22 protein-coding genes and 4 pseudogenes are annotated in these 25,289 nt (G+C 66.8%); 18 read left to right on the top strand and 8 right to left on the bottom strand.

The features are described from left to right. Window positions 1-6: 6 nt before the first annotated feature. A pseudogene (locus tag ACF1BN_RS03605) lies at window positions 7-2,022 on the bottom strand (beta-galactosidase); the annotation flags it as partial. 183 nt (window positions 2,023-2,205) lie between these two features. Here ACF1BN_RS03605 and ACF1BN_RS03600 point away from each other — a divergent pair. The 4 genes from ACF1BN_RS03600 to ACF1BN_RS03585 are packed head-to-tail and all read left to right on the top strand — an operon-like array spanning window position 2,206 to window position 6,378. Then, complete coding sequence (locus tag ACF1BN_RS03600; RefSeq protein ID WP_392329916.1) at window positions 2,206-3,525, top strand: ABC transporter substrate-binding protein; 1,320 nt, start codon at window positions 2,206-2,208, stop codon at window positions 3,523-3,525. Continuing rightward, a complete protein-coding gene (locus tag ACF1BN_RS03595; RefSeq protein WP_392329915.1) occupies window positions 3,522-4,448 on the top strand; it encodes a carbohydrate ABC transporter permease in 927 nt (308 codons plus the stop codon). Before ACF1BN_RS03600 ends, ACF1BN_RS03595 begins: the two co-directional genes overlap by 4 nt. Continuing rightward, window positions 4,445-5,350, top strand: a complete 906-nt coding sequence (locus ACF1BN_RS03590) for a carbohydrate ABC transporter permease (protein WP_392329914.1) — start codon at window positions 4,445-4,447, stop codon at window positions 5,348-5,350. The genes ACF1BN_RS03595 and ACF1BN_RS03590 overlap by 4 nt, the downstream gene beginning before the upstream one ends. Further along, entirely contained in the window at window positions 5,347-6,378 is a 1,032-nt protein-coding gene (locus tag ACF1BN_RS03585) for a LacI family DNA-binding transcriptional regulator (protein ID WP_392329913.1), read from the top strand. The genes ACF1BN_RS03590 and ACF1BN_RS03585 overlap by 4 nt, the downstream gene beginning before the upstream one ends. Before the next feature lie 137 nt (window positions 6,379-6,515). On the opposite strand, the gene ACF1BN_RS03580 is transcribed toward ACF1BN_RS03585, so the two are convergent. Beyond that, window positions 6,516-6,659: a hypothetical protein gene (locus tag ACF1BN_RS03580; RefSeq protein ID WP_392329912.1), complete on the bottom strand. Its 144-nt coding sequence runs from the start codon at window positions 6,657-6,659 to the stop codon at window positions 6,516-6,518. A gap of 406 nt (window positions 6,660-7,065) precedes the next feature. Here ACF1BN_RS03580 and ACF1BN_RS03575 point away from each other — a divergent pair, with 406 nt between their 5' ends. After that, window positions 7,066-7,428 carry a hypothetical protein gene (locus tag ACF1BN_RS03575; RefSeq protein WP_392329911.1) on the top strand — a complete coding sequence of 121 codons (363 nt, stop codon included), beginning with the start codon at window positions 7,066-7,068 and terminating at the stop codon, window positions 7,426-7,428. 228 nt (window positions 7,429-7,656) lie between these two features. On the opposite strand, the gene ACF1BN_RS03570 is transcribed toward ACF1BN_RS03575, so the two are convergent. Both ACF1BN_RS03570 and ACF1BN_RS03565 read right to left on the bottom strand, forming a co-directional pair. Then, the gene (locus ACF1BN_RS03570) at window positions 7,657-7,818 is read right to left on the bottom strand and encodes a hypothetical protein (protein WP_392329910.1); all 162 of its coding nucleotides are present in this window, start codon (window positions 7,816-7,818) and stop codon (window positions 7,657-7,659) included. Window positions 7,819-7,996: 178 nt separating this feature from the next. Beyond that, window positions 7,997-8,632 (bottom strand): hypothetical protein, encoded by a 636-nt coding sequence (locus ACF1BN_RS03565; RefSeq protein WP_392329909.1) that lies wholly within the window; start codon window positions 8,630-8,632, stop codon window positions 7,997-7,999. Window positions 8,633-10,200: 1,568 nt separating this feature from the next. Between ACF1BN_RS03565 and ACF1BN_RS03560 the strand changes: the two are divergent. Then, a pseudogene (locus tag ACF1BN_RS03560) lies at window positions 10,201-11,033 on the top strand (IS5 family transposase). A 288-nt stretch (window positions 11,034-11,321) separates the two neighbouring features. Beyond that, window positions 11,322-12,002 carry an HNH endonuclease family protein gene (locus ACF1BN_RS03555; protein WP_392329908.1) on the top strand — a complete coding sequence of 227 codons (681 nt, stop codon included), beginning with the start codon at window positions 11,322-11,324 and terminating at the stop codon, window positions 12,000-12,002. On the opposite strand, the pseudogene ACF1BN_RS03550 reads toward ACF1BN_RS03555, so the two are convergent. The 3 genes and pseudogenes from ACF1BN_RS03550 to ACF1BN_RS03540 form a co-directional block, all read right to left on the bottom strand. Next, window positions 11,996-12,142: pseudogene (locus tag ACF1BN_RS03550) on the bottom strand (hydroxymethylbilane synthase); the annotation flags it as partial. The gene ACF1BN_RS03555 and the pseudogene ACF1BN_RS03550 sit on opposite strands and share 7 nt — an antisense overlap. A gap of 331 nt (window positions 12,143-12,473) precedes the next feature. Then, window positions 12,474-13,583 (bottom strand): hypothetical protein, encoded by a 1,110-nt coding sequence (locus ACF1BN_RS03545; protein WP_392329907.1) that lies wholly within the window; start codon window positions 13,581-13,583, stop codon window positions 12,474-12,476. Between the two features lie 205 nt (window positions 13,584-13,788). Continuing rightward, complete coding sequence (locus ACF1BN_RS03540) at window positions 13,789-14,187, bottom strand: hypothetical protein (RefSeq protein WP_392329906.1); 399 nt, start codon at window positions 14,185-14,187, stop codon at window positions 13,789-13,791. A gap of 232 nt (window positions 14,188-14,419) precedes the next feature. Between ACF1BN_RS03540 and ACF1BN_RS03535 the strand changes: the two genes are divergently transcribed. Together ACF1BN_RS03535 and ACF1BN_RS03530 are read left to right on the top strand one after the other, a co-directional pair. Continuing rightward, the gene (locus ACF1BN_RS03535; RefSeq protein WP_392329905.1) at window positions 14,420-15,103 is read left to right on the top strand and encodes a hypothetical protein; all 684 of its coding nucleotides are present in this window, start codon (window positions 14,420-14,422) and stop codon (window positions 15,101-15,103) included. A gap of 349 nt (window positions 15,104-15,452) precedes the next feature. Further along, window positions 15,453-15,842, top strand: a pseudogene (locus ACF1BN_RS03530) (HNH endonuclease); the annotation flags it as partial. A gap of 537 nt (window positions 15,843-16,379) precedes the next feature. On the opposite strand, the gene ACF1BN_RS03525 reads toward ACF1BN_RS03530, so the two are convergent. Next, a complete protein-coding gene (locus ACF1BN_RS03525) occupies window positions 16,380-16,799 on the bottom strand; it encodes a hypothetical protein (protein ID WP_392329904.1) in 420 nt (139 codons plus the stop codon). 367 nt (window positions 16,800-17,166) lie between these two features. Here ACF1BN_RS03525 and ACF1BN_RS03520 point away from each other — a divergent pair, with 367 nt between their 5' ends. From ACF1BN_RS03520 to ACF1BN_RS03480, 9 genes are all read left to right on the top strand, one after another. Further along, on the top strand, window positions 17,167-17,364 hold the full coding sequence (locus tag ACF1BN_RS03520) for a DUF6207 family protein (RefSeq protein ID WP_392329903.1): 198 nt from the start codon (window positions 17,167-17,169) through the stop codon (window positions 17,362-17,364). A 1,062-nt stretch (window positions 17,365-18,426) separates the two neighbouring features. Beyond that, window positions 18,427-18,645, top strand: coding sequence for a hypothetical protein (locus ACF1BN_RS03515; RefSeq protein ID WP_392329902.1), 219 nt, complete (start codon window positions 18,427-18,429; stop codon window positions 18,643-18,645). Window positions 18,646-18,650: 5 nt separating this feature from the next. After that, entirely contained in the window at window positions 18,651-19,544 is an 894-nt protein-coding gene (locus ACF1BN_RS03510; protein WP_392329985.1) for a sigma-70 family RNA polymerase sigma factor, read from the top strand. Further along, a complete protein-coding gene (locus tag ACF1BN_RS03505) occupies window positions 19,541-20,371 on the top strand; it encodes a hypothetical protein (RefSeq protein ID WP_392329901.1) in 831 nt (276 codons plus the stop codon). The genes ACF1BN_RS03510 and ACF1BN_RS03505 overlap by 4 nt, the downstream gene beginning before the upstream one ends. Before the next feature lie 1,174 nt (window positions 20,372-21,545). Next, entirely contained in the window at window positions 21,546-22,220 is a 675-nt protein-coding gene (locus tag ACF1BN_RS03500; protein WP_392329900.1) for a hypothetical protein, read from the top strand. Window positions 22,221-22,310: 90 nt separating this feature from the next. After that, window positions 22,311-22,946 (top strand): hypothetical protein, encoded by a 636-nt coding sequence (locus tag ACF1BN_RS03495; protein ID WP_392329899.1) that lies wholly within the window; start codon window positions 22,311-22,313, stop codon window positions 22,944-22,946. Further along, window positions 22,943-23,470: a hypothetical protein gene (locus ACF1BN_RS03490; RefSeq protein WP_392329898.1), complete on the top strand. Its 528-nt coding sequence runs from the start codon at window positions 22,943-22,945 to the stop codon at window positions 23,468-23,470. Before ACF1BN_RS03495 ends, ACF1BN_RS03490 begins: the two co-directional genes overlap by 4 nt. A 260-nt stretch (window positions 23,471-23,730) precedes the next feature. Further along, window positions 23,731-24,542 (top strand): IS5 family transposase gene (locus ACF1BN_RS03485; RefSeq protein ID WP_392329984.1). Its coding sequence is split into 2 segments (ribosomal slippage): window positions 23,731-24,070 and window positions 24,070-24,542, totalling 813 coding nucleotides; the frame shifts between segments, so codons are not numbered across the junction. Between the two features lie 4 nt (window positions 24,543-24,546). Next, entirely contained in the window at window positions 24,547-25,176 is a 630-nt protein-coding gene (locus ACF1BN_RS03480; RefSeq protein ID WP_392329897.1) for a DUF4291 domain-containing protein, read from the top strand. The last annotated feature ends 113 nt before the right edge of the window (window positions 25,177-25,289 follow it).

The following is a 25,289-nucleotide window of genomic DNA, read 5'->3' as shown; positions in this document are numbered from 1 at the left end:
TGAGTCGTCGAGCCGCACAACGCGGACGGCTCCCGCAGGCACGGCCAGTCGGCCTGTGGCGCGCTCGCCGGTCAGCAGCTCGGTGCCGGCGGTCTCCAGCGGCACTTTTGCGTCGGTGGTGGTGTGGTTGATTGCGAACAGATAGCGGCCCCGGTCGCCTGCGCGGCGCACGACCTCGACATCGTGTGGCAGGTCGGTGCGCGTGATGATGCGGGCATCCGCGGTTGCACGATCGAGAAGCGCATCGAGCCCCTCGTATCCGAGGCGGGTGGATACGTACCAGGCCGTGCCGTCGCCGAGACAGTGGCGTGTGACAGCTGGGTGGCCGGCGGCCGGTCCGTCGGCGTAGCTCCACACGGTCTCGGCGTCGCGCGGCGAGACGAATTCGGTCCACACGTCCGCGCTCAGCCTGTAGCCGCCGGGACCGGTGATCCCCACCCGCTCGTCGCGCAGCAACGGGGAGAATTCTTCGACGATCAGGCCAAGGGTGTCGCGCAGCGCGCCGGGGTAAGGGCCCAGGTGGACGGCGTCGTGCTGGTCGACAATGCCTGAGAAGTACGACACGACCAGTGTTCCGCCGCGCTCGACGTACCTTTTGAGATTGCTCCCTGCCGCCTCGGTCATCGAGTAGAGGGCGGGGACGACGACCAGGGGGTAGCGCGACAGGTCGGCTTCCGGGTGGGCGAAGTCGACGGTGAGATGGCGATCGTAGAGGACCTCATAGAATGCGTCGGCGCGTTCGCGGGCGTCATGATCCTCGCTGGGGCGCCAGTCGAGATTCTGCGCCCACCAGGACTGCCAGTCCCACACCATGGCCACGTCGGCCTGAGTGCGGGTGCCGAGGATCTCGCGCAACCGTGCGAGGGAGCACCCGAGGTCGACGACCTCGTTCCAAACGCGCGTGTCGGTGCCGCCGTGCGGGAGCATCGCGGAGTGGAATTTCTCGGCGCCGCGCCGGGACTGTCGCCACTGGAAGAACATCGCGCCCTCGGAGCCGCGGGCGACATGGGCCAGGGAGTTGCGCGCCATCTGGCCGGGTGTCTTGGCTGGGTTACGGGGCTGCCAGTTGACGCCGGAGGTGGAGTGCTCCAGCAGCAGCCATGGGGCGCCGTCGGCGACGGACCGCGTGAGGTCAGCAGCCATGGCGAGGTTGACGTGGGTACGGCGGCCGTCCGTGATGAGATAGTGGTCGTTGGTGACGATGTCGACCTCGCGTCCCCACGCCCAGTAGTCGACGGAGTCGCACTGGCTGAGTGCGGTCATGAAGTTGGTGGTGACCGGTACGCCAGGTGAGAGCTGATGCAGGATGTCGCGCTCGGCGCGGAAGTTCTCGCGCATGGTGGCGTCGGCGAAGCGGCGATAGTCCAGGGCCTGAGCGGGGTTGGCGACTGTGGCGGCCAAGCGCGGCGGGTTGATCTCATCGATGCTGGCATAGCGCTGGCCCCAGAAGTTGGTCCCCCAGGCGTCGTTGACGACGTCGACCGTGCCATAGGTGCTGCGTAACCAGAGGCGGAAGTGCGCGGCGCAGGATTCGCAGTAGCAGGAGGAGACGGGGACGCCATACTCGTTGTGCACATGCCACATCGTGAGCGCAGGGTGGTCGCGGTACCGCTCGGCGAGCCGAGTGGTGATGCTTGCGGCGGCTGCCCGGTAGTCGGAGTTGCTGTGGCAGATCGCGCCGCGGGAGCCGAACTCCAGGCGCAGTCCCTCGGCGGTGACCGGGAGGGCCTCAGGGTGGGCTCGGTAGAACCAGGCGGGCGGCGCCACAGTGGGGGTACCGAGGTCGACCCGGACACCGTTCTCGTGCAGCAGGTCGAGGACCCGGTCGAGCCAGCCGAAGTCGTACTCCCCAGGTGCCGGCTCCAGCAGGGCCCAGGAAAAGATCCCGACGCTGACCATGGTCACGCCGGCCCTACGCATGAGTCGGACGTCCTCCTGCCAGACGGATTGCGCCCACTGCTCGGGGTTGTAGTCCCCGCCGAAGGCAAGCGTCGTGAGACCCCAGGGGGTCGTATCCGGCACGGATCTCTCCCATCGATGTTTGATGATCTGGGAACGAGCACAGTCTCGACAGTGGATTGATGTCAACTAAACCGCCAGTGGCAGACGTTGACAAGCACCCGAGAAGCTTCTCTACTGTGCACGATCACAGAAGCATGACAGGTCTCCGCGTCCAGCGTGAGACCCCGGTCAGGGGAGAGAACCATGCCGTACACCAAGCCCCGTCGGCTCGTGACTTCCGCCGCCGTCGTCGCGTTAGGCGCCACCGCACTCACCGCCTGCGGCTCCTCCGACGACCAGGACGACGCCCAGTCAGGTCCGGTCACACTGACGTACTGGAGCTGGGCGCCCGGCATGGACAAGGTCGTGGACCTGTGGAACAAGGGCCCGGGCAAGAAGAACCAGATCACCGTCACGGTGAAGAAGCAGGCATCCGGCGACACGCTGGTCACCAAGATCCTCACCGCGCACAAGGCCGGCAAGGGACCGGACCTGATACAGGCGGAGTACCAGGCACTGCCGACCCTGGTCAGCAACGGCGCGCTGGCCGACATCGCGAAGAACGTAAGCGACGTCAGACAAAAGTTCACCGACGGTGTCTGGCAGCAGACCACGCTGGGCACCGATGCCGTCTACGCGATACCGCAGGACATCGGACCCATGATGTTCTACTACCGCGCAGACCTCTTCCGACAGTACGGCCTGGCCGTGCCGGCCACCTGGGACGAGTTCGCTCAGACCGCCCGCGCGCTGAGACAGAAGGCCCCGGACAAGACCCTTACCACCTTCTCCGCCAACGACTCCGGTCTATTCGCAGGCCTGGCCCAGCAGGCAGGTGCGCGATGGTGGACGATCTCCGCTGACAAGTGGAAGGTCAGCATCGACGACGCGGCGACACAGAAGGTCGCGAAGTTCTGGGGCGACCTGGTCCACGAGGGAGCCATCGACAACCAGCCGATGTACACCCCCGCCTGGAACAAAGCCCTCAACACCGGCAAACAGATCGCGTGGGTCAGCGCGGTGTGGGCGCCGGGCACCCTGACCACGGCAGCGCCGGCCACAAAAGGCAAGTGGGCCATGGCCCCGCTGCCGCAATGGTCCAAGGGCGAGGAGCGCACCGGCAGCTGGGGCGGCTCCTCAACGGCCGTCACCACCGACTCCAAGCACAAAGACGCCGCTGCCAAGTTCGCCGCCTGGCTGAACACCGACGCCGAGGCGCTCAACGCGCTCGCCAGACAGAGCGGGATCTACCCAGCAGCCACGTCCGCGCAGCTCAGCGGCGCCTTCCAAAACCCGCCGGACTTCTTCGCGAACCACAGCGACTTCTACAGCAAAGCCGCCGACATCGCCGAGACCACCGCGCCCTCCGCGTGGGGTCCGAACGTGAACGTCGCCTACACCTCCTTCAAGGACGCATTCGGGGCGGCTGCCCAAGACAAGTCGGACTTCCGTGCGGCACTGCGAAGGATGCAGGCCGACACCGTGGCCGACATGAAGAAGCAGGGCTTCGAGGTCGCTCCGTGACCGCTGCCTCACACAGGAGACCGGGCAGAACCAGGCCGGCTCCCTTCGTCTTCCTCCTTCCCGCAACGCTCCTGTTCATCCTGTTCCTCGCCCTGCCCATCTGCTACGCGCTCTGGCTCAGCTTCCGCAGAATGCACGTCCACGGGCTCGGTCTCGGAGCCCACGCCCGCACCGAGGTCTGGGCCGGCCTGGAGAACTACGCCGACGCACTCACCGACAGCGAACTGCTGCACGGCGCGATACGCGTAGCCGGATACGGCTGCATCGTCGTCCCCGTCATGCTGGGGCTCGCCTTGCTGCTGGCGTTGATGCTCGACACCGAAAGGGTCCGCCTGGCCCCGTTCACCCGCCTCGCGATCTTCCTGCCCTACGCCATCCCCGGCGTCGTGGCGGCGCTCCTGTGGGGCTTCCTGTATCTGCCGGACGTCAGCCCCTTCTACTACGTCCTGGAAAAGCTGAATCTGCCGCAACCGGACCTACTGGACGGTGGACCGCTCTACCTCGCCCTGTCCAACATCGCCGTCTGGGGCGGCACCGGATTCAACATGATCGTCATCTACACCTCGCTGCGGGCCATCCCTGCCGAGGTCTACGAGGCGGCAAAGCTGGACGGCGCAACCCCGCTGCAGATCGCCCTCCGAATCAAGATCCCGATGGTGGCGCCCTCGCTTGTGCTCACCTTCTTCTTCTCGATCATCGCGACACTGCAAGTGTTCAGCGAGCCGACCACACTGAAACCCCTCACCAACTCCGTCTCCACGACATGGAGTCCGCTGATGAAGGTCTACCGGGATGCCTTCGGCTCCGGTGACCTCTACGCCGCCGCCGCCGAAGCCGTACTCATCGCCATCGCCACGCTGCTGCTCTCCTTCGGAGTCCTGAGGACGGCGACCCGCCGCAACCGTCAGGAGCCAACCCCATGAATGCCACGGCCCTCCGCGAAGCCAGCTTGACCACCGACACCACACCAGGCACCGCCCAGGGGCCTCCGCCGCGTCGCCGGATCGCCCTGGTCCCGACGGCGACGCTGCTGCTGGGCGCGCTGTACTGCCTGCTACCCGTAGCGTGGGTGGTCATCGCAGCAACCAAAACCGGCCAGGAACTGTTCTCCACGTTCACCTTCCTGCCAGGCACCGGATTCTCCAGCAACCTGCACGAACTGAACGCCTACCGCGACGGCATCTACTGGGAATGGATGGCAAACTCCGCACTCTACGCGGGGCTCGGCGCCCTGCTGTCGACGGCGGTCTCCGCACTGAGCGGCTACGCGCTGGCGACCTACTCCTTCCGCGGACGCGAGTCGGTGTTCAACATCATGCTCACGGCCGTACTGATGCCACCGGTGATCCTCGCCGTGCCGCAGTACCTGCTGCTGGCACAGGTGAACCTGTCTGACTCCTACCTGTCCGTGCTGCTCCCGCAGATCCTCTCGCCCTACGGCGTGTACCTCTCGCGGATCTACGCATCCGCCGCCGTGCCGGCGGACGTGGTAGAAGCAGGCCGGATGGACGGGGCGAGCGAGTGGCGGATCTTCACCCGCATTGCGCTGCCCATGATGCTCCCTGGCCTGGTGACGGTGTTCCTGTTCCAGTTCGTCGCCGTATGGAACAACTTCCTGCTGCCGCTCATCATGCTCAGCGACGACGAAAAGTTCCCGATCACACTAGGCCTCTACACGTTGCTGGAGCAGGGCTCAAGCCAGCCGGCACTGTACACACTCGTCATCACAGGCGCGTTCCTCGCGGTGCTGCCACTGATCGCCCTGTTCCTGGTGATCCAGCGGTTCTGGAGCCTGGACCTTCTCTCCGGGGCCGTAAAGTCATGACCATGACTGCAGCAGGAGGCCGACGCAGACCGCCGACGATCCACGACGTGGCGCGCGAGGCGGGAGTCTCGCGCGGCACCGTCTCACGCGTACTCAACGGCGGGCACTACGTTAGCTCCGCTGCCCAACAGGCCGTCAACGCGGCCATCCGCAAGACAGGCTACGTCGTCAACCGACACGCACGCTCACTGATTACCGGACGTTCCGATTCAGTGGGCTTCCTGCTCACCGAGCCCCAGGAACGGTTTTTCGAAGACCCCAACATCAACGTCCTCCTGCGCGGCTGCACCCAGGCGCTCGCCGCGCACGACATCCCACTGCTACTCATGCTGGCGGGGAACGAGGACGAACGGCGGCGGATCACCCGCTACATCACCGCCGGACATGTCGACGGAGTGCTACTGGTCTCCAGCCACTCCGGAGACCCCGTTGCCCAGGAGCTACGCGAGGCAGGCGTGCCACTGGTCGTATGCGGCAAGCCTATCGGCCTGGGCTCAAAAGTGAGCTACGTCGCCGCCGACGACTGGGACGGAGCCCGCGAAATGGTGCGATACCTACTCACCCTGGGACGACGCAGGGTTGGAACGGTCACCGGCCCGCTTGACACCCCGGGCGGTATCGAGCGCCTGGCCGGCTACAAGAAGGTGCTCACCGACGCGGGGCTCACGGTCGACGAGCGGCTGATCGTGTCAGGCGACTACAGCAGGGCCAGCGGCGAATCGGCCGCCGAGCGACTGCTCGATCGGGCGCCGGACGTGGACGCCGTGTTCGTCGCCTCCGACTTGATGGCGCAGGGCGTACTGGCCGCACTACACCGGTCCGGACGGCGGGTGCCTGAAGACGTGGCAGTCGGCGGATTCGACGATTCCCCTGCCGCACTCTCCGCAAGGCCCGAGCTGACGACCATGCGGCAGCCGTGGGACCGCATCAGCTCCGAGATGGTCCGTGTCCTGCTCGCCCAGATCGGCGGCGACGACCCGGCGGCGGTCATCCTGCCCACGGAACTGGTCAAACGGGCCTCCACATAACTGACTCGGTGCAGTGAGTGGTGACTGGCGCGGCACTACAGACCCTCCTTCCCCTGACAACCTGAATCGCACAGGGCACGGCTGAGGCGGGGATTGGGTCGTTCGCGTGGCTCGAACCGAGGACGTCTGAAGAAGGATCACGCGCCTGCTGCAGCACGTGGGTTCAGGCGGCGCTTGCGTCTTCTGATTTTCCTGCCGGCGTCGATGCTCTGGCTGGTCTCGGCCACGTTGCCCGAGGTCTTCACGCTGTGGGTGTCCACCACGGCCGCGGGCGGTTTCATCGTTCGATGTTTCACCAACAGACCACGGTCCGCACCCGCAATAGTGGAGACGAACGCCGATCCTGTCTGCTTCGACGCCCCAACGCCCACGGTGTACGAGCTCGTTAGGCACGGTGGCTGCCTGGTCGCGGACCACGTTCCGGCACCTGAGAACCTCAGCTATTGGCTGACGGTCAACGTCAGCACGATCCTTAGCCGCCCTTGGGGGGCGCATAATTTGCGCCAGGCGTGCGCCGTCTCTCTCGTAGTCCTAGATGCGCTGTGAATTCTCCCTGGTGATTCCAGCGCGGTGCCCCGGCCGTAGTGCGGAAGCAATTGAAGTCCTACACTCGCTTTTGAGTGATTGGCTGCGCTGGCCTCCCTATTGGTGGGGCTGCGGGCCGAATCCGTGGAAGGAGCATCCCGAATGAATCCGATCCAGAAAATGGCGCTGACACTGGCTGTCCCAGCAACCCTGGGGCTCGTGGCTGTCGTTCCTGCCAGCACCGATGACGTAGAGCTGCAGGCCGCAGTGGGTACCGGCTACCAGGCCCGCAACTTCGGCGGCAGCACGGTGGCATTGGAGGATACCGGTGGAGTGTGCGAAGAGCTCCCGAACCGCATCCTCTCCGCGCGGAACACCTCTGGGCCGAGTGGTCCCGCCATAGCGATCTACGCCAATGGGCTATGCCTGGTTCCCCTCATCACACTGGAACCAGGAGAGGAGGACAGCAATTTGGACCCCCTCAACCTGTGGGGTGGCGCCAACCACTACCGGACCATCAACTAAGCTCTGTCCGCCACGTAGATGATCTCTGAGTGGTGTGGGGCATGGTGAGTTCCTGTAGCGCTGGCAGGCCAATCTAGCGAGGGCGAGGCGAATTCAGGCGATGCCGACATCGGTGTAGTGAATTCCCTCGCCCTTGATCCTTTTTCATCCTGTGCTGGAGGGTGAAATGAGCTGGTCAGCGAGGGTATGGCGAGGCAGGGCCCCTGCGCGTTGGCGTAGTGATCTCACTCAACACGCCGACGACCGAAAGGGCGGCGTTGCCCAATACGACGGCTGGAACGTGAACAGGTTGCAGGTCACCAGCTCGCCTACCAGCTTCACCGTGACCTTCCCGAAGTCGACCTCTGCCTCGGCACCGGGCTCGTAGGTCTGCCGGACGAACGCGTCCACGACTCCCTGCGGCCTACAACCGGATTTTCTGGTGGCGGTCGGCAACGTATTCCCGGATCATCTGGTAGCAGATGTCGACGGCGTCACCCTGCCCGCACAAAACGCGCTTTGAGTGACCGGAAGCGCAGAACCAGTGCGTCTGAGGAGGCGCTTCCGGTGCCGAATGGCCGTGACCGGATCAGAAGGCGGTAGGGGCTTGGTAGAGGCCACGGCCGGCGCGGACAGCCCGTGAGGTGGCCACGAGGCGGTCGAGCGTGCTGCGGACGGCGTTTACGGCGCCCGTTGAGGAATCACGACCCAGCACCTGGGCGACGTCCCGCGCACGCATCGGCTTCTCCGGTGAGTGGGTGAGAATGGCGATCACCTGCTCCGTAAAGCCACCAGGCTCCTTCGCAGAGGGGGTGGCTTTCGGGGCAGAGGCCGTGACGGGAGGCTTCTTCGCGGAAGAACGTTCCTTCCGACTGTTCGCCTTGGCCGGCGAGGTCTTGCGCTTACCGACCGCGCGCGCCGCTGTGGCCTTCCGCGGCGCGGGCACCGGTGCGGCCTCTTGAGGTGCCGGCGCCTCCGCCGTCTCGGCTGCGGTTTCGTCCTTCACCACAGAGGGTTCCGGTGCGGCCTGCAAGGTTCGAAGAGTAGGCGTGTCGGTGAGTGCCAGCAGCGCCGTCAGCGCAGTACGGACCGCCCGGGCGCGGTCCGAGACCGCGGCCAACTCCTTCTCCAGTTCCTGCTGTCGCTGCTCCAGCTGAGGAAGTTCCCTCTGGAGTGCCGCAGTCGTCGCGTCGATGCTGTGATCGGGTGCAGTGGTATCAGACACGAACAACTCCTTGGGAAGGGGGAACCGGACAGGAGGTAACCGGCCATGTGATGTGCAGGGTACGGGTTCCTGGTCGGCCTTCGACGAGTGTGTGCCGCATCCGCACCTCCGCGCCGACCACCATGGCCGTGCAGTCCCTCCTGCGGGGCTACGGCTATGAAGCGATCGACATCGACCCAGGTCCTTCGATCGGCACCGGGGACAGGCGGCGTCGAGAGTCCTCGCGTTCGCCAATCTCATCGAACCCCGCGCCCGCGAGCTGGATGCCAGGGCTGCATCACGAGCCTTGGCCTCCTCCGAGAACTCGTGAGCCAGTCGGGCACCACCGCCAGCGGCTCAGAGCCCGCATGAATCGATATTTACCACCACACAAGGCTGGCGGCTGACGCCGCCGAGATCTTCCGCGATCTGAACCCCGGCACCGCCCTGGCCTCGAACCAACAGGCCGCAGCCATGCCCATCGGAGTGCTCACCCGATCGGTCGGGCTGAGGCCGGCGATCGTGAGATCCGCCCATCTACAGGACCGCGACCTCGGCCGCGGCCTGACCCTGACCAACCTATCCGTGGATATCCTCGCCCGTGTCCGCTCCTCCAGGGCCAAGGAGTGCGTCAGCGCGTTCAGTCAGCCCTCGCCCCGTCGGCGGATCGAGCCGGCCGCCCGTGGATACCTACACCGCACACTCGGCATCGCGGCCTGACCACAGGCTCGCCGCCCTCCCTCGCCTCCTCTTCAAGCAGAGAAGTATCAGTCAGCCGCCCCACTTCTGGCACCCGTCCATCGGCTGATCGACGTGGAAGATGTTTGCGCACCAGATCGCACTACCTGATGGCAGCAGGGTCTGTGTCGAGATCCGCCGCCCTAGAAAGTCGGTACACAGGGCTGCGCTGACGCCAAAAGCCCTGCTGTCCTCTGGCTATGTCAATGCCAGCATCACAGGGGATGCGACGCTTTCGCTCGTTCGTGTGGTAACTGCCAAGGGCGGTCGGAGAGGCGTCGCTCTCCAGATACGGTTAGCTGCGTAGTGGGGAACACGAGCCGACTGGTCGTTGGCCCCGTTGCCCCAGTGCCCCACACCCTTCGGTGTGGGGCACGGTACGTTTTCGGGCGGCGATGATGAGGGCAGACAGCGCACGGTGGTCGCCTCGCAGGGCTGAGCCCAGGTCCTTCGAGCGTCGATCTCGACCTGGGCCTCGGCCTGGTCGGTGGCCAGCCCGCGTGCAGAGTGGGCGCAAGCGGGCAGGCGGTGGAAAGCGCCATGTACCCCGCGGCAGATTGCGGCAAGGACAACGCCCATGGGCACAGCGGGATTCGGCGCTTCCTCATCCGCTGGGTACCACCCCATGATGGACACCTTCAGCAGGCATACCAGGTCGGGTGTCGATCCGAACCCCGGCCACCGGCCCCTCTAAAGACGCACAGGCAGCAGCGGCACGGGACTCCGAGGCCCAGACTCCAGGCCCTTGCGGCAACGCCCGCAGCCGCGGGCGCCAACCTCCCGGGAACCCATGCCGCGCCCCCTGCGCTAGGGCGTGTCCGCAATGTCGATCAGTCGTTACTCCGTTCGTGGTGCGACGTCATGAACTGACTGATGAGGCATGGGAAGTGATCGGCCCGCTGCTGGCTCCGCCCCGGATGGGCCGTCCGGTGCGGGACCGGCGCCAGGTCCTCAACGGCATCCTGTGGAAGCTGTCCACGGGCGCCGCCTGGCGAGACCTGCCCGAACGGTACGGGCCGTGGAAGACCGTCTACGAACGGTTCCGCCGCTGGTCAGCGGACGGAACCTGGGACCGGCTCCTGGCCCACGTCCAGCAGCGCTCGGACGCGATCGGCGAAGTCGACTGGTCGATCGTCTGCGTCGACTCGACCATCGTGCGGGCTCATCAGCACGCCGCCGGGGCCCGAAAAGGGGGCCCTGGACCGGCGAAGCACTCGGCCGGTCCCGCGGCGGACTGAGCACGAAGATCCACCTCGCCTGCGACGGCCAGGGCCGGCCGCTCGCCTTCACGATCACCGGCGGAAACGTCAACGACTGCACGCAGTTCGAGCCGGTCATGGCCCGCATCCACATCAAGCGATGCGGGCCCGGCCGGCCCCGCACCCGACCGCTGCGGGTGGTAGGCGACAAGGGCTACTCGTCCCGCAAGATTCGCTCCTACCTGCGTAAACGTGGCATTGCCTGCACCATCCCCGAACGCGTCGACCAGATCAACGGACGCCTTCGACGAGGCGAGAGCCTGTGCCGTCTCGACCGTCAGGTCTACCGGCGCCGCAACGTCGTCGAACGCTGTTTCAACCGGCTCAAGCAGAACAAGGCCCTCGCCACCCGCTACGACAAACGAGCCCGCCACTACAAAGCCCTGGTCACCCTCGCCTGCCTGCGACTATGGCTCCCCAGCTGACATTGCGGACACGCCCTAGTTCCTCGTGCGTCTCTGCGGAATCCTGGCATGAGGTGCTGACGACGCGACCACGGGGGAGGGACGGCACCTCTCCCTGCCCTTGACACGGGCACGCCCCAGACGTGATCCGTCCGCCAGCGCGGCAGGGACCAGCGCCGAAAGTACGAAGCAGACGTCAACCTGCTGCGATGTCTGATCGTTTCGCCGGTGAATCCACCACCCGGATGACGGATCGCGCCCGCCCCCTTCCGCACGGCGCAGGCCACCGGTACGGCAGGCTCTCGGATCGTGATCAAGAACCTTGCGCGCCGCAGCGCCGCGCTCCTCCTCGCCCTTACCCCCCTCGCCGTCTCCACCCCGGCCTCGGCCGCCCAGGCTGCGCCGCCGGCCGCGGCTGTACTGCCGCTCGCCGACGCCGTCGACCAGCTCCCGATCGAGGTCGAGGACCGCACCGGGTACACCAGGGACTCCTTCAAGCACTGGAACAAGGGGCTGAACGCGACCGACGGCTGCCACACCCGCAACGAAGTCCTACTCTCCGAGGCCATCGAGGCCCCGCTGGTCGGCGAACGCTGCAAGCTCACCGGGGGCCGCTGGTTCAGCTACTACGACGGCCGAACTCTGACGGACGCCACGGACGTCGACATCGACCACGTCGTGCCCCTTGCCGAGTCGTGGGACTCCGGCGCGAGTGCCTGGACCTCCACGCGCCGAGAGGCGTACGCGAACGACCAGGACGCGTCCACCTCGCTCATCGCGGTCACCGACCGCGTCAACCAGGCGAAAGCCGACCGTGACCCCGCCGAGTGGATGCCGCCGCTGCCCGATGTCCACTGTCGGTACGTCGGCGAGTGGATCGCCACGAAGCTGCGCTGGGGTCTGGCTGCGGACCAGGCCGAAGTTGACGCCCTGAAGGTGTACGCGGAGGCATGCGAATCGACCGTCGTGCACTACACAATCGCCCCCTGACGTTCGCACAGGAGCGTGAGGACGTCGGAGCTGATCGGCGGCATCATCGTGTCGGTCGACAGGATCATGATGATGACGTCCATGCGGCCGATCTGCTCCAGGCTGGCGACGGCCAAGAGCAGGGCATCGGCCTGGCCGGCCCATCTCAGGCCAGGCGTGGCGTAACTCCACTGGTCCAAAGCGGCATTGACCGCGTCGCGTGCGGCGGCGGAATCGAGGACAGAGTGCTGGCGCAGGAGTTTTGCAGCGTGCCAGCGCAGATGGTCCCTGACCGTCGCTGCCGGATCCTGAAGCTCAGGAGGTTCGGGTTGGGACCAGCTCCAGGCTCCGTCGATGTGGACGGTGAAGGACACTGCCTTCAAGCGGCTCGCCATCCGCTCCTCGCGCAGGACGAGCGGATGGCGAGCCTCCTGATCCTCGGTCGCACACAGTGCGGGCGGCGCCGGGGCGCGAGGCGCCATGGCAGGAAGGTCACGTCTGCGTCGGGAAGGTGTCATCACCGGCGTGGGGAGCGGATGCCGCGGGGGCGGGTGCCTGTTCGTCGACCAGGCGGTGAAGGAGTTCTTTGCGGCGCGTCCGGCCCGGGTCGGAGGCGCTGGACGTCAGGAGGTCGGCTGCTCCTGCCTCGCGCAGGCGCCCGCGCAGCACCGCGGCCGCTATCGGCATGAGCTGTGCGTTCGGCAGGTCGGTGGAGTCCAGCCAACCGGCGAGACGGATATGGGCCTGTGCAGCCGTGGAGGGTTCCTCGATGGCGGCCTGCCAGCCGCGGATGAAGAGGTTCTCGATCCCGGTCGCAGCGGGGCCTTCGACGCGTTGTCGCGTAGAGAACAAAGGGAGGGCACTGGTGTCGGTGAGGTCGGTCAGAGCAAGGCAGGTGCTCGCCCCAGCCTTGCGTGTCGCACGGTCCGCCGATTCGGCCCACTGGGCGAGCTCCAGCAGGTGCCGCTCCGGCGCATTCGCCAGGGTCCGCACGGCATCGGCAACCGCCTTGCCAGCCAGGTCATCGTTGCGTTCGGCGAGGATACGCAGCCGTGTCAGAGCGATGCGCGGGTACTTCTCGACCAGCCGTCCGGCGCAGATCTCGGCTACCGCAGCGACCAGTTTCCCGTTGCCGGTTGTCTTCTTCGCCCAGTCGTACAGCCACCTGCGCACACCAGGGCCCGTTTCCGGATGCAGGGCCATGTTCTCCAGAACGCCGATGGCCAGCTGCCGGTGTTGCGTGCGGCCGGTTTCGATCCACTCGCTCATCACGCTCTGTACAGTCGAGCCGCTAGGCAGCAGGGACAGCTGCTCCAGACGGTCGGCGATGCGGCCTATGTGGCGTACAGCGATTCCCTTCGGGGCGCTGAGCTGTGATGCCCACTCCAACAGTGCCTTGCGCAGTTGCGGCCGCTGCTGCCAGACATACTTCAGAACCGCCTCGGCCAGCCCGTGCCGCTCTTCGTCCAGGGAGATGCACTCCTTGCCCACGACGGAGGCCTGGACGGCCTGCAGGCGTGCCCGCAGGTCCCGGCCGGCCAGCGGCCCGCCGGGCGGCAGCTCACCGCCGACCCTCTCGAACAGCTTGTCGGCGGCTTCCACACAATGTCGGCGGGCGAGTCCTCCAGTAGGGCTGCAGCCACCAGCAGCGCCCGCTCACGCAAGTCATCTGGGGACGAGTGCGTCGTGAACCAGTCCTCGAGGTGCTTGCGCCAGTCGGTGAATTGTTGCTTGACCGTGGCTCGTGCTCGGCATGTTCGCCGACACGACCCTCGGACTCGACCCGGACTCCGGAACCGTCTACAGGTCAGCCCGTATGCGGACCAGTGGAGGGCTCCTCACCGCCCGGCCGCTCCGGGCTCGCGGGATCGCTCGGGGTGAACTGCTCGGAGATGTTGTTCCACATGAAGCTGTCCTGCCAGGACGGCGCCGCACCGGCCCAGCCGAGCAGGGCCCCGAGGACCTTCTTCTGGGAGATCGTCTGCGTCTGGAAGTGCAGCTCGGGCACGCCGTCCCGGTATTCGAGCTGGAAGGTGTTGTTCTCGCGGAGCAGGACCTGGATGTACCAGCTTCCGGGCCGTTCCGTGTCCAGCCGCTCCAAGACCAGGTGAGCGTTCCCGCGTTTCAGGTCGGCCAGCATCTTCCCGATGGCAGGCTTGGAGGGCTGCTTCACTACGTGGCCGCGTTCGTTGGTCGCAATCAGCATGGCCCGATCATTCAGCAAGGTTCTGACACCGCTCAGCGGGGGCCTGACCTGGTCAGTCAAGGTTCGATGGCACGAACCGCACAGTGGTCAAACTTCAGTGGCAATCGGTCAAGCTTCGATGGCACAGGGCAGTTGACCTGTCTCACCGAAGTTTGATGAGTCTCATCGGAGTTTGACCACCTGGGATTCGTCTCATCCGACTTTGACGTTGCAGGTCAAGTACGGTGCGGGCATGACCGAGGGTCTTCCTTCCGAAGTTGACGTGCCGGACGAGATGCTGCTCGCCGGCTACTTCGTCGCGGTGCCCAAGCGGCTCACGGGCGAGGGTTTGCCCCGTACGGAGCGGCTGACCACGGCGTCCGACTGCCTGATCGACCGGCTTCCGCAGGATGGCTGCTGGTTCGGCACGGCGCAGGAGGCACTCGCGGCCTGCCTGCCTCTCCAGCTGCCGGTGGAGGCACGCCTGTACGCCCTGCTGGTGCCCGCCGAACATGTCGGCGGCTTCGTCGCCGACATCCGCGCGGCCGGGACGGACGAGCCGGTGCTGCTCGCCCACCTCGACGTTCGGGGCGCTGGCGAGTCCGCCTGGGAGGTGGCCGAAGACGGGCACAAGATCGGCTGGGAGGTACTCGGCTACGACCACGGTCTGCTCCACACCTGGCTCTGCAACGACCTGTACGAGGACGGCAAGCTCGACCTCGGAGTAGGTACCGATGAACGCGGTCTGCTGCCCGACCGGCAGGCCGCCCTACGAGTCGCAGCCTGGGCCAACGCGCGTGGTGACACCAAGCCGGCCACCTGGTTTCCCGGTGCCCTGATCGAGTGGGATACCCCGATCGAGAGCCGCCTCGGCCCCGTCACCACCGAGCCCCCGACGCCCTCGGCATTGCAGCCCTGGTGGCGCCGGATCCTCTAGGGCGCCTGAAACTCAGGCCGAGCTGCGAGTCAGACTTCGATGAGACGGGTCAGCGGTCACACCGACGGCGCACCCCAGGCGCCCGGACGACCGATCCCTACCGTCGCCGCAGCGAGCCATACCCGACGCTCGGCCCGCACATCCGCGGGCTCCCCGGCTCACTCGGGGGTGTGGTGCGCGCGGTGAGGGCGTCCCCCGCACGGGGCGCCGGCCGGTTGTCTCCGTGCGTCAACCTGCGGTGCTGTCGGATCGTTTCGGCGGTGAACCCGCCACCCGGATGACGAACCTGTTTGGTGCGATCCCGCACGTCGCGCGGGCTCCTGGTCGGGCAGGCTCTGCGCTCGTGATCATGAATCTCGCGCGCCGCAGTGCCGCGCTCCTCCTCGTTCTTGCTCCTCTCGCCGTCTCCGTCCCGGCCGCGGCCGCCCCGTCCGCCGCTCCGGCCGCGGGGGTTCTGGCGCTGGCCGATGCCGCTGCACTCCTCCCGGTTGCGGACGAGTCCCGCACGGGCTACAACCGCGACTCCTTCAGGCACTGGAACAAGGGACTCGACCCCGCCGACGGCTGCAACACCCGCGCGGAGGTTCTGCTGGACGAGGCGGTCGAGGCGCCGGCGGTCGAAGCGGGCTGCAAGCTGTCCGCCGGCCGCTGGATCAGCTATTACGACGGGGCCGAGGTCACCGACCCGGGGAAGCTCGACATCGACCACATGGTCCCGCTCGCCGAGGCGTGGGACTCCAAGTAGGCGGAGTTGGCCAGGAACTGCAGCCGTACGCGAGGAAGACCCGTCACCGCAGGTACCGGCCTATAGCTCGTTCGTATGGTCTCTGCCGAGAGTGGCCTGTTCCGCTGGTCACCTGCGGCTACGGTGGATCTTGTCGGGGGAGAGCCGACTGGTCGTTTACTCCTTCCCTGAGTGCCCCCGCCCTGGCGGGGGCACTGTGCGTTTCCCGGTGTATGGCACGGTCCGGTCGCGGTGGTGCCAGTGTCGGTGCAGGCGGGGCCGGAATGCGGGGCCTGCTGTGTGACTGCGGCGGTCTACTGCTACGCGGTGGCCGCGGGGACGGCGTCGGCAATGGTGGCGAGCCGGACCAGACCACCACCGTCGTCGTAGTCCGCGTCGACATGGCTGGTGCACCGCTGTGCTGAACCTTCCGCCCCGCCGCAGGCCCTGAGCACCAGCGTCTTCGGCTGCTGCCAGTTCCGAGGTGGCCGGCGGGAAAGACCCGCAGTCCCTCCCGCTCATGGCCTGCGGGGGAAGACAGGTTGTCTTCGGCTACGGCGTGTACCGGGTGTCGTGGCAGCCGGGATCGACGCGCTTCGGGTTCTGGTGGGCGACGGCGTCCGTCCAGCGCTTGCGCGCGGTCTCGAGCTCGGTGCCGTCGGCGCCGGTGGCGAAGAACGCCCAGCGGCCCGCGACCGGTGAGCCGTCCTCGGCGTGCGAGTTGGGAATGCCGAGGACGTACCGGTGGCCGGGGACGAGCGGCTGCTGCTCGACTTCCGGTCGCGTGGTGTCGCCAGCGGTCTGGTCGATGGGCAGGGTCCCCGGCAGAGAACCTTTGAGGATCCCCACGATCTTGACCTGCACGGTGCCCCGCTGCTCGCCGTCGCTGCCCCGGGCGGGTGCGGACTGCTCTTCGGCCGTCACGACGGCGATGTGGTCGGCGATGCCGGCCTTGTCCCGGTCGGTGTCCATGATCGGCACGCAGACAAAGGCCGAGCCGGCAGGGCCCGCAAGATCGGCGTCAGCTCACGGCCGGCTCGCTGCAGGCCGGGCGTGAGTGAGGACGGATCATCTCCCGCGCAGCGGGTAGCCGGCGACACCACAAGGCAACTGCTTGTCCAAGAAGTAAGCCGCGGGCCCGGCTCCGTGCGCCGACCGTCCCTGGCGAGCTGCTGCACGCCACCCTGACCGAACTCCCGGCCGGCATCAGCGAGGGCCCTGGCCGTGTCCGCGGCCACCGGGGCGCCCTGCAGCGTCAAAGCCGCCGAACGTGCCGCTCATCCTGGTGATCAGGCCGCCATCCCAGAACCCCCCACCTCCACGGGACGTTCAGGCGGGCATGGAAGCCATCGAACCCATCCATCTGACCGAACCCGGCCTCGTCGTCGTGGACATCACCGCCGCCGACGAGGAAACTCTGCAGGCTGCAGCCGAACAGCTCGTTCGGCGCTGGACGACTTCAGGAACCCCGAAGCCGCGCCGTATCCCCGGCGAGCCAGGCGTGACCGTCAGGCTCTACGCGGACCTGCGCCGCTGACATTCATCAAGCGCGGACTGCGTCCAAGATTCGGATGCAGGAGCGGCAGGGGGAGGGGAACCGAAGTGAAGGCGGAGCACCGTTGTCGGTCATGCCGGCATCGGCGACAAACTCATCATGGCCCACTGCTGTGACAGCCCGATCGGTGGGAGCCGCACGGCGCCGAACCTCCGGTTCCTAAGCTCTGGTTGCTGTACCGAGTCTCGACCTCCTCGATCGAAAGGTCGCAGTACGGCAGCGTGAAGCCCGCCGGGGGTCTGATTCCGCTGGCGGCCTCGACCGGGGCCGTCAGCCGACTCTGCGGACGTTCACCATCAAGATCGAAGGCGCCGGTGCGCTGCTACGCCTTGTGATCGATGGCGGGATCATAGATATTCCGAAGATGTCGGGAGTAGGTCGCCCTCTGCAGTGACCGTCAGGTTCGAATCGCTTGCGCAGCAGCAGTCCGACACCCTGGGGTGCGGCAGGTCTTCACGACGAAGTCCGCAAGGTCATCATCGGCAGGGGAGGCGCCGGATGTCGCGCCCTCCGCCAGTCGACCAGCGCGTGATGATCGCCCCCGGCAGCGCACACAGGGGCGCACGGAAGCAACAGCCGGTGGTGCAGGGGCTGTTGTCAGGGTGCTGCGCTACGGTCATGGTCCCCGTCATCGGGGCGTTTCGTCCCGCCCGGCCTCTATCTCAGGCCGGGCGGGAGCGAGTGGCACGTGCTCCCTGGTGGTTCTCGGCACGGGAGCCGGGCCCCTTCCGGATGGAAGGACGACACCAAGGTGTCCTGACTCCAATTTGGGGGTCAGGCCGGTGGGATTGCAAGGAAAATCGGGAACTTCACCCCGCGCAGCAGCGTCAGCAGGCTCGACGTGCACAGGAACGGTCATCTCCGACCGCATGGCGCACCTTCCATGCACCGCAATGTTCCGTAATTCCATGATCACGTGGCGTTAGTGGCATCCATCGGTACATGCTGATGCTCCTTCAGAAGCGGATCGGCACCCGCGAGTTGAAGGGGTCACCTCTGTGTGGCCTTCCGGATGCACAGCACGACGACACGCAAGGAATCACGATGAACAGCAAGCTGATAGCGGCGGCCATGGTGCTGTCGCTGGGAGTCCTCGGCTGGAGCGTGGCGATGGCGGCGATGGGGCACGCCGCCATCATCGCCACGCTGGCCCCGGTCCTCGGTCTCACCGTCACCCACGTCCTGGCCGGCTTCCGCAACAGGACCGCGGCCGTCCCCGGCACCGTCACGACCGTGGCCGACGAGGAGGACAGCGCCCCGTGACCCCCATGCACAACGCGACGGGGTCGGCTTCCGAGCCGGCCCCGCTCCGCCCCGGCCGCAAGCTCGGCCCCATCGCCTCCACCGTCGGCAGTGCCCACCGCGCATGGCTCACCCCCACCCGCGAGCACTACCTCCTCAGCGGCCGCACCCTCGCCGACCTCAGCGCACGCGTACTCGCAAAATCGAAGCTCTCCGAGCTCCTGCGCGGAGTCGGCCACTACCCCCGCTGGGAAGTCATCCACCGCCTGGCCGAAGAACTGAACATCCCCACCTGGCCCCTCCACCGGCTCTGGAAGCAGGCAGCCATGGACGCTGGCAAAAGCCGCGACTGGGTCGACCGCTCCACCGCAGGCCGGCTCACCGTCACCACCCAGCCCGGACCGCCCATCGAACACGGCGCCCTGCGCTCCATGGTCGAAGACGGCTACCGCCGCTACGCCGGCGTCTTCCTGACCGACACCGTCCTCGACGCCGCCGTCGAGGAAACCTTCGCCATCCTGTGGCTCTCCTTCGACGACGCCCTGGCCAGCCCCGACATCCGCCGCTACGCCTGGAACATCCTCAGCGCCACCGTCAAGGCCAAGGCCGACCACCGCGACCAGCGGCCCGTCCTCGCCGACGCCGCCTTCGACACCGCCGCCCTGCACGCCCAGGACTCCCTCGACCACCAGGCGGCCCAGCTGGCCGAGTCCCTGGAGATGTTCGCCGCCATCAGCAAACTGCCTCTCACCCAGCTCGACGTCATGGTGCTCAGGCGCCTGTGCGGCTTCACCACCGAGAAGGTCTCCGACCTCCTCGGCATCCCGCTGGCCCACGTACGGTCCAGCGAACGCCACGCCGACCGGTTCCTCGCCGACACCGTCGAGCCGCCGGCCCACACCGGGGGAACCACCTCATGAACAAGACCCACCTCGACAACCTCCTCGCCCGAACCCTCCTCGTCTTCGAACGAACCGTGCCACGAGACACCGTCCCCGCCCGCGACCCGGACCCGAAAACCCCCAGGCCCGTCGCCCCTCGCACCCCCACCGACCAGAACACCGCATCGGCCGCCGAGGACCTGCGCACCTTGTGCGAGGCCCTCGTCACCCACACCCCCGCCGACGCCGTCGCCGACTTCCTCACCGACCAGGTCCCTGAGCCCCGCAGCGCCATGGTCCTAGCCTGCGTCCTCCAGCTCACCGACACCGACGACGGCGCCCGGTTCTGGTGGCAGTACGCCGCCGGCGCCGGGCACGCCGCGGCCGCCTACTGCCTCTACCTCCACCACCTCGCCCTCGGCGAGACCCACGCCGCCCGCTGGTGGCACAAGCAGACCGACGACGACACCCCCGCAGCGAAGATCGTCCGCACCACAGTCCACCGCGACAACAAAACCGTCGCCCTCTTTCACGAGGAGGAGGCCTCCGCCGCCACCCTCCTGAGGCTCCTCCGCCGCCTGGGCAGGCCCACCCCCCGGCCCCGCTCCGCCGCCCTCACCGAACTGATGGCCTACATGCCCACCGCCGTCGCCGTCGGCTACCTCCGCGAACCCGACAGCGAAATCCCCCTGCCAGGAGACAAATTCGCCCACGAAATCCACACCCTGCTCACTGCCAGCGCCAGCGGGCCCGACCACCCCAGCAATCTCCCCGCCCGCATCCGCACCCGCACCGGACCACGCCATGCAACAGTCGCCACCGGAGCGAGGATCCTGCAGGCCCTCGACGAAGCTGCGTCGCGCTGACAACCCTGAACTCTGTAGATCGTCGCCCGATCCGACGATCACGGGAGTCCGTCGTAGGCGGGCAAGGCAGACGATGCGGAGCGCGTGGCCCGTGAAGCCGCGGCCCACCTCTACCTATTCCCTCTGGCAGCCCTGGCTGGCATGCGGGAGAAGGCCGGGCAGCGCGCTGACGCCGAGCGGTTGGCCTGGGAACTGGCCCGTAACGGAAACGCCGAGACTCTCTCCGACCTGACCCTGAGCCGGCAGACAGCCCAGACCAGCCGACTGGCACGTGAGGCTGCAGCCCGGGGCTGCCCCGCGCGCTTAAGGAGTTGGCCCTGCAGGCAGAGGATCACCAGTTACTTGCCTATGGATTGGACAGCGACGGAACTCCGTCCCTGCCCTGGACGGTAGCCGACATCATTTCCGAGTGCGAAAGGCGTCGGGCCCGGTGACTGACGTCGATCCGGTCCCCACACCGCCGTGCCCTTGTCCAGACCCTGTGTCGCCGATGAGACCGAGCCCTCGAGCGGCCATCCGTGCCCGCAGGGCCGCCCGCGGCGGCCCCACCCACAGGCTCCGCATCGGCGGAGCCGACCGTATGTGGGCGCCTTGGCCGTCTGGCCGCCCCGGGAGGGCGGGCCGGCATCTCAGCCGCGTCCGCGTCATCTGCTGACCATCCTGGCCAGCCGCCGATTTACACCGCCGGCCCTGAACTCCGTTACCCGTGGGGCTTGATGCTGCAGCGGCCCTGCCCGGTTGTTCGGATCTTGCATTGCTTGCCCCCGGGTATCCTGGGCGCTATCTCGGCTACCGTCGGCGCGGTGACGCTCCAGCCATCTTCCATGAGCCGGCCGCTCTGGACATCTGGCGGAACCCGATGTCGACCGGATCGGCGGCTGATCGCCGTGACGCCCGCCCGCACGTGCCTCGACGCCGGGGGACTGGCATGGATCGACCGCCACCTTTACTTCTGCAACGGCACCACTCCCGCCGGAGCACGCCCTCATCCGTATGAAGCAACTACACGATCCTCCCCGGTCTCACCCCAACGCGTGCTGGAACCATGACAGAGCGGAGAGTCATACGGTGCGCTGCTGCGATAGATCTGTCTCCATTTGGGATGAGAGACTGAACACTGCGGGTGGGCATCAAGCGCGGCCTCCAGGGGGCGTGCGGGGGACGGAGGCACTCGGTGAGCCGCTGGTATCAGCCGGAAGAGCGGTGGCCCAGGCACTCAAAACCGTGGTGGAGAGAAACCCTCGACATGGCGCGGTCCGCAGGCTGGCGCCTGCTGGCCATCGAGGGACATACCTGGGGTCGCCTCGTCTGCGACCCGGACATTGACGAGCCGTGCAGCATCCCGATCTTCAGCACGGGGATCGGTGGAGAGTCCGTGGCGAAGACCGCGCGGAGGACCGTTCACCGCTGCGCCCACCTCAAGGCCGACGAAGCCGGCCAGATTCTTCTCAGGGCCACCGCCTTGCTTGACCTCGCAGAAGCCCAGCTGGAGGCAGCGAGCCGCTGTCTGGAAGCAGCGGACAAGCGAGCCGAAGCAGAGGAGCTGCTCCGCAGTGCGGCATCGGCGGCCGATGAAGCCGAGAAGCAGCTGCAGGAGGCTCTCGGGTGCGAGGAGCACAGCGAAAAGCTGGTTGTATCTGCTTTCGAGGTCCTCCCCGAGGGCAGCGAGCTGGGTTTTCCACCCACGGATGCGCAGGTCGTCACCCTGATCGGCGGTGCTGCAGCGCACGTCGACCAGGCCCACGAGCTCGTCGGTGATCTTCCCGCAGGAGACGACGGGGATGCTTTGCGGCAAAGAATCGAGCAGGTCAGGGTACGTGTGACAGATCTCTCCGGTCGCTTCGGGTGAGGCTGGAATGCAGACGACTCACCCTGTGCTTAATCTGTTGGAGACGTCCAACAAGCGGGTATGGTGATTCTAAGGAGGAGGGGGCATTCCGTGGAGACGCACATTCCGCTCGTCGTACGCAACGTCAGTCTCGATGACGACGCGATCCTCGAGCAGCTTGCACTGAACCTGTCCGACCTCGGATGGCACGAGACCGGCGGACAGGTCATCGCAACCTTCTACACGAAGTCCAATGATCCGGTGGCCGCTGCCGCGGCAGCAGTCGCCAGCATCAAGCGCGCTCTACCTCAGGCGTGTGTAGAGCGCGTGGACGAGCAGTTCGTCTCGCTGGCCGACATCGCCACGCGTACAGGCATGAGCCATGAGGCCGTGCGGCTGTGGGCAGGTGGCAAGAGGCGAACCGACGGTGAACCGTTCCCCGCGCCCCGTGCCCAGGTAGGGCAGGGACGCACGCCGATCAAGATCTGGGCGTGGCCCGACGTGCTTGCCTGGCTCCGGGAGCACTACTGCCTGGACCTGGAACCCGGCACCGCCTACCTCACTGCGCCGCAGGTCGCGCACCTCAATGCACTCCTGCAGAAGCGTCGCCAGTCTTCCTGGCAGCCCCTGGTGGTTGCCGGCGTCCCGCGGGTCCTCGCTTCGGTGGCCGCAGTGCTGGAGCTGGAAGAATCGATCTCTTCCACTCCAGCAGGACGGCGCTTCACAACTACCGGCGGATCGCAGTGAACACAGGCGACGACCTCAACCTGCCATCAGACACTTCGCAGGACGACCTGATGAAGCAGGTCACGGACTTCCACAACCGACTTCACCTGGCCAACGTTCGCCTCCAGCGGCTGCGCGCGGAGACGATGGAAGAACCCCCGCTCGACGTCCACAGCATCCAGATCCAGGGCGGGCCCTGCGAAATTCTCGTCGAGCCTCCCCGTTTCGCTGTACGCGTGAACCAAGCCGTTGCGTTGCGCGACGCGGACGGGACAACCACCGCTGAAGTCGATGCCACATTCGTCATCGACTACACCCTGGACGAGGGCCCCGAGCCCTCCGAGGAAGCCGTCACCACCTACGTGGAGAACAACACCTACTTCACCGCCCACCCCTACCTGCGTGAAGTCCTCCAGAACGCTACTCTCCGACTTGGGCTGGAGCCCGTCGTTCTTGGCGTTTTGAGCAGGGACCAGCCCAGACCTACAGAGGTCACTCTGGTGCGCCGCGCTCCTGCGCCGGAGCCGGAAACGGCGAGTGACTGACACAGCTGTGAAGCCTCGGTCGCGACAGCCCGAAGTTCCGGATTCCGACGACGGACAGCACCTCAAACGGATCACACAGGGTGCATCCTCCAGCGACAAGTTCCGGCCGCATGAGGTGCCCGCTTTCTCCCGGTCCACGAGCATGCGTCGTGGACCGGCTTCGGCCTGCCGGACCTGATGGCTGACGCCAAGTCTTTCCTCGACAACCTTTAGAGGTCATCTCATTTGGTTGAGTAGGTAGCCTGTCGGTCGTGGCGGGAATTGTTGAGCGGCTGGTGCCCGACGAGTTGTGGGAGCTGTTCCAGCGGGTGGTGCCGGAGGCGCCGTCGCGGCCTCAGGGCGGTGGCCGACGGCGACATGGTGACCGAGAGGTGCTGGCCGCGATCGTGTTCGTGGCCACGTCGGGCTGCACGTGGCAGCAGTTGCCGTCCGCGTCGTTCGGGCCGTCGGGAGCGACAGCCCACCGGCGCTTCTCGGAGTGGACGAAGGCCCGCGTGTGGGCCAAGCTCTACCGCCTGGTCCTCGACGAGCTCGGCTCCCGGGGTGAGCTGGACTGGTCTCGCTGCGCGATCGACTCGGTGAACATGCGGGCCATGAAAAGGGGGACCTGACAGGCCCGAATCCTGTCGACCGGGGCAAGTACGGCTCGAAAATCCACTTGATCACCGAGCGGACCGGTCTGCCCATCTCTGTCGGAATCTCGGCAGCGAACCTGCACGACAGCCGGGCCCTGATCCCGCTGGTGAAAGGCATACCGCCGATCCGGTCCCGCCGCGGGCCCCGGCGGCGCAAGCCGGGCAAGCTCCACGGCGACAAAGGCTACGACTACTCCCACCTGCGGCGATGGTTACGCGAACGCGGTATCACCCACCGCATCGCCCGCAAGGGCGTCGAGTCCTCGCAGCGGCTGGGCCGTCATCGCTGGACCGTCGAACGCACCATGGCCTGGCTCGCCGGCTGCCGCCGGCTCCACCGACGCTACGAGCGCAAGGCCGACCACTTCCTGGCCTTCGCCGCCATCGCATGCACCCTCATCTGCTACCGCAGACTCGGCGGTCTCCCGTCTCGGTAATTCGATGGCGCCCGTGAAGTGGGGTGATCACCCTGATCCAGTGACAGAACCCAAGCATCAGATCCGAGCCCTTCACACGGACGCCACGGTCACTGTCTACCAGGCGTACTCGCCGGAGATCGGTCTGGCGGCGGCCCGGGACGGCCGCTTCCCAGCAGTGTGGCAGCGGGACCGGATGACGTGGATCAAGCCGTCATTCCTGTGGATGATGTACCGCTGCGGTTGGGGCACCAAGGAAGGTCAGGAACACGTCCTCGCCGTCGAGATCGCCCGGGAAGGCTTCGAGTGGGCGCTGCGGCACTCCTGCCTGTCGCACTACGAGCGCGGACTCCACACCGACCGCAACACATGGAGACGCCAGCTGAAGCGGGCCCCCGCCCGCGTGCAATGGGACCCGGAACGCGACCTGCACCTTCAGCCGCTTCCCCACCGAACACTCCAGCTGGGCCTGGCTGATGAAGCCGCCCACCTTTACGCCGACGAGTGGATCGTCTCCATCACCGATGTCACAGCGTTGGCCCGCCTGGTGCATGCCCGTGTGCAGGGCGGAGAGCTGGACGCTGCCCAGCAACTTCTACCGCCTGAACGTCCCTACCCTGTGAGTGATGAGGTTCTGGCTCACCTATACCGGTAGCTACAAACCACCAAATGAGATGACCTCTTAGCCCTTGTGTACTGCGGCTTCGTCGTGAGATCACGCGCACGGGGTTCTTCCGCGTCTCCGCAGAACAGAAGAGGCTGATTCTC

Origin of the sequence: Streptomyces sp. NPDC014861, from assembly GCF_043081625.1 — a bacterium.
Classification (GTDB): Bacteria; Actinomycetota; Actinomycetes; order Streptomycetales; family Streptomycetaceae; genus Streptomyces.
This window is presented reverse-complemented; position numbering and strand designations above follow the sequence as displayed.

Excerpts from the sequence above, each read along its gene's own strand:
- ACF1BN_RS03480 (WP_392329897.1), top strand. The coding sequence starts at position 24,547 with ATGGCGCCCGTGAAGTGGGGTGATCACCCTGATCCAGTGACAGAACCC.
- ACF1BN_RS03590 (WP_392329914.1), top strand. The coding sequence starts at position 4,445 with ATGAATGCCACGGCCCTCCGCGAAGCCAGCTTGACCACCGACACCACA.
- ACF1BN_RS03505 (WP_392329901.1), top strand. The coding sequence starts at position 19,541 with ATGAACAAGACCCACCTCGACAACCTCCTCGCCCGAACCCTCCTCGTC.
- ACF1BN_RS03520 (WP_392329903.1), top strand. The coding sequence starts at position 17,167 with ATGGAAGCCATCGAACCCATCCATCTGACCGAACCCGGCCTCGTCGTC.
- ACF1BN_RS03540 (WP_392329906.1), bottom strand. The coding sequence starts at position 14,187 with ATGCTGATTGCGACCAACGAACGCGGCCACGTAGTGAAGCAGCCCTCC.
- ACF1BN_RS03515 (WP_392329902.1), top strand. The coding sequence starts at position 18,427 with ATGAACAGCAAGCTGATAGCGGCGGCCATGGTGCTGTCGCTGGGAGTC.
- ACF1BN_RS03600 (WP_392329916.1), top strand. The coding sequence starts at position 2,206 with ATGCCGTACACCAAGCCCCGTCGGCTCGTGACTTCCGCCGCCGTCGTC.
- ACF1BN_RS03585 (WP_392329913.1), top strand. The coding sequence starts at position 5,347 with ATGACCATGACTGCAGCAGGAGGCCGACGCAGACCGCCGACGATCCAC.
- ACF1BN_RS03575 (WP_392329911.1), top strand. The coding sequence starts at position 7,066 with ATGAATCCGATCCAGAAAATGGCGCTGACACTGGCTGTCCCAGCAACC.
- ACF1BN_RS03525 (WP_392329904.1), bottom strand. The coding sequence starts at position 16,799 with ATGGACACCGACCGGGACAAGGCCGGCATCGCCGACCACATCGCCGTC.
- ACF1BN_RS03510 (WP_392329985.1), top strand. The coding sequence starts at position 18,651 with ATGCACAACGCGACGGGGTCGGCTTCCGAGCCGGCCCCGCTCCGCCCC.
- ACF1BN_RS03580 (WP_392329912.1), bottom strand. The coding sequence starts at position 6,659 with ATGAAACCGCCCGCGGCCGTGGTGGACACCCACAGCGTGAAGACCTCG.
- ACF1BN_RS03535 (WP_392329905.1), top strand. The coding sequence starts at position 14,420 with ATGACCGAGGGTCTTCCTTCCGAAGTTGACGTGCCGGACGAGATGCTG.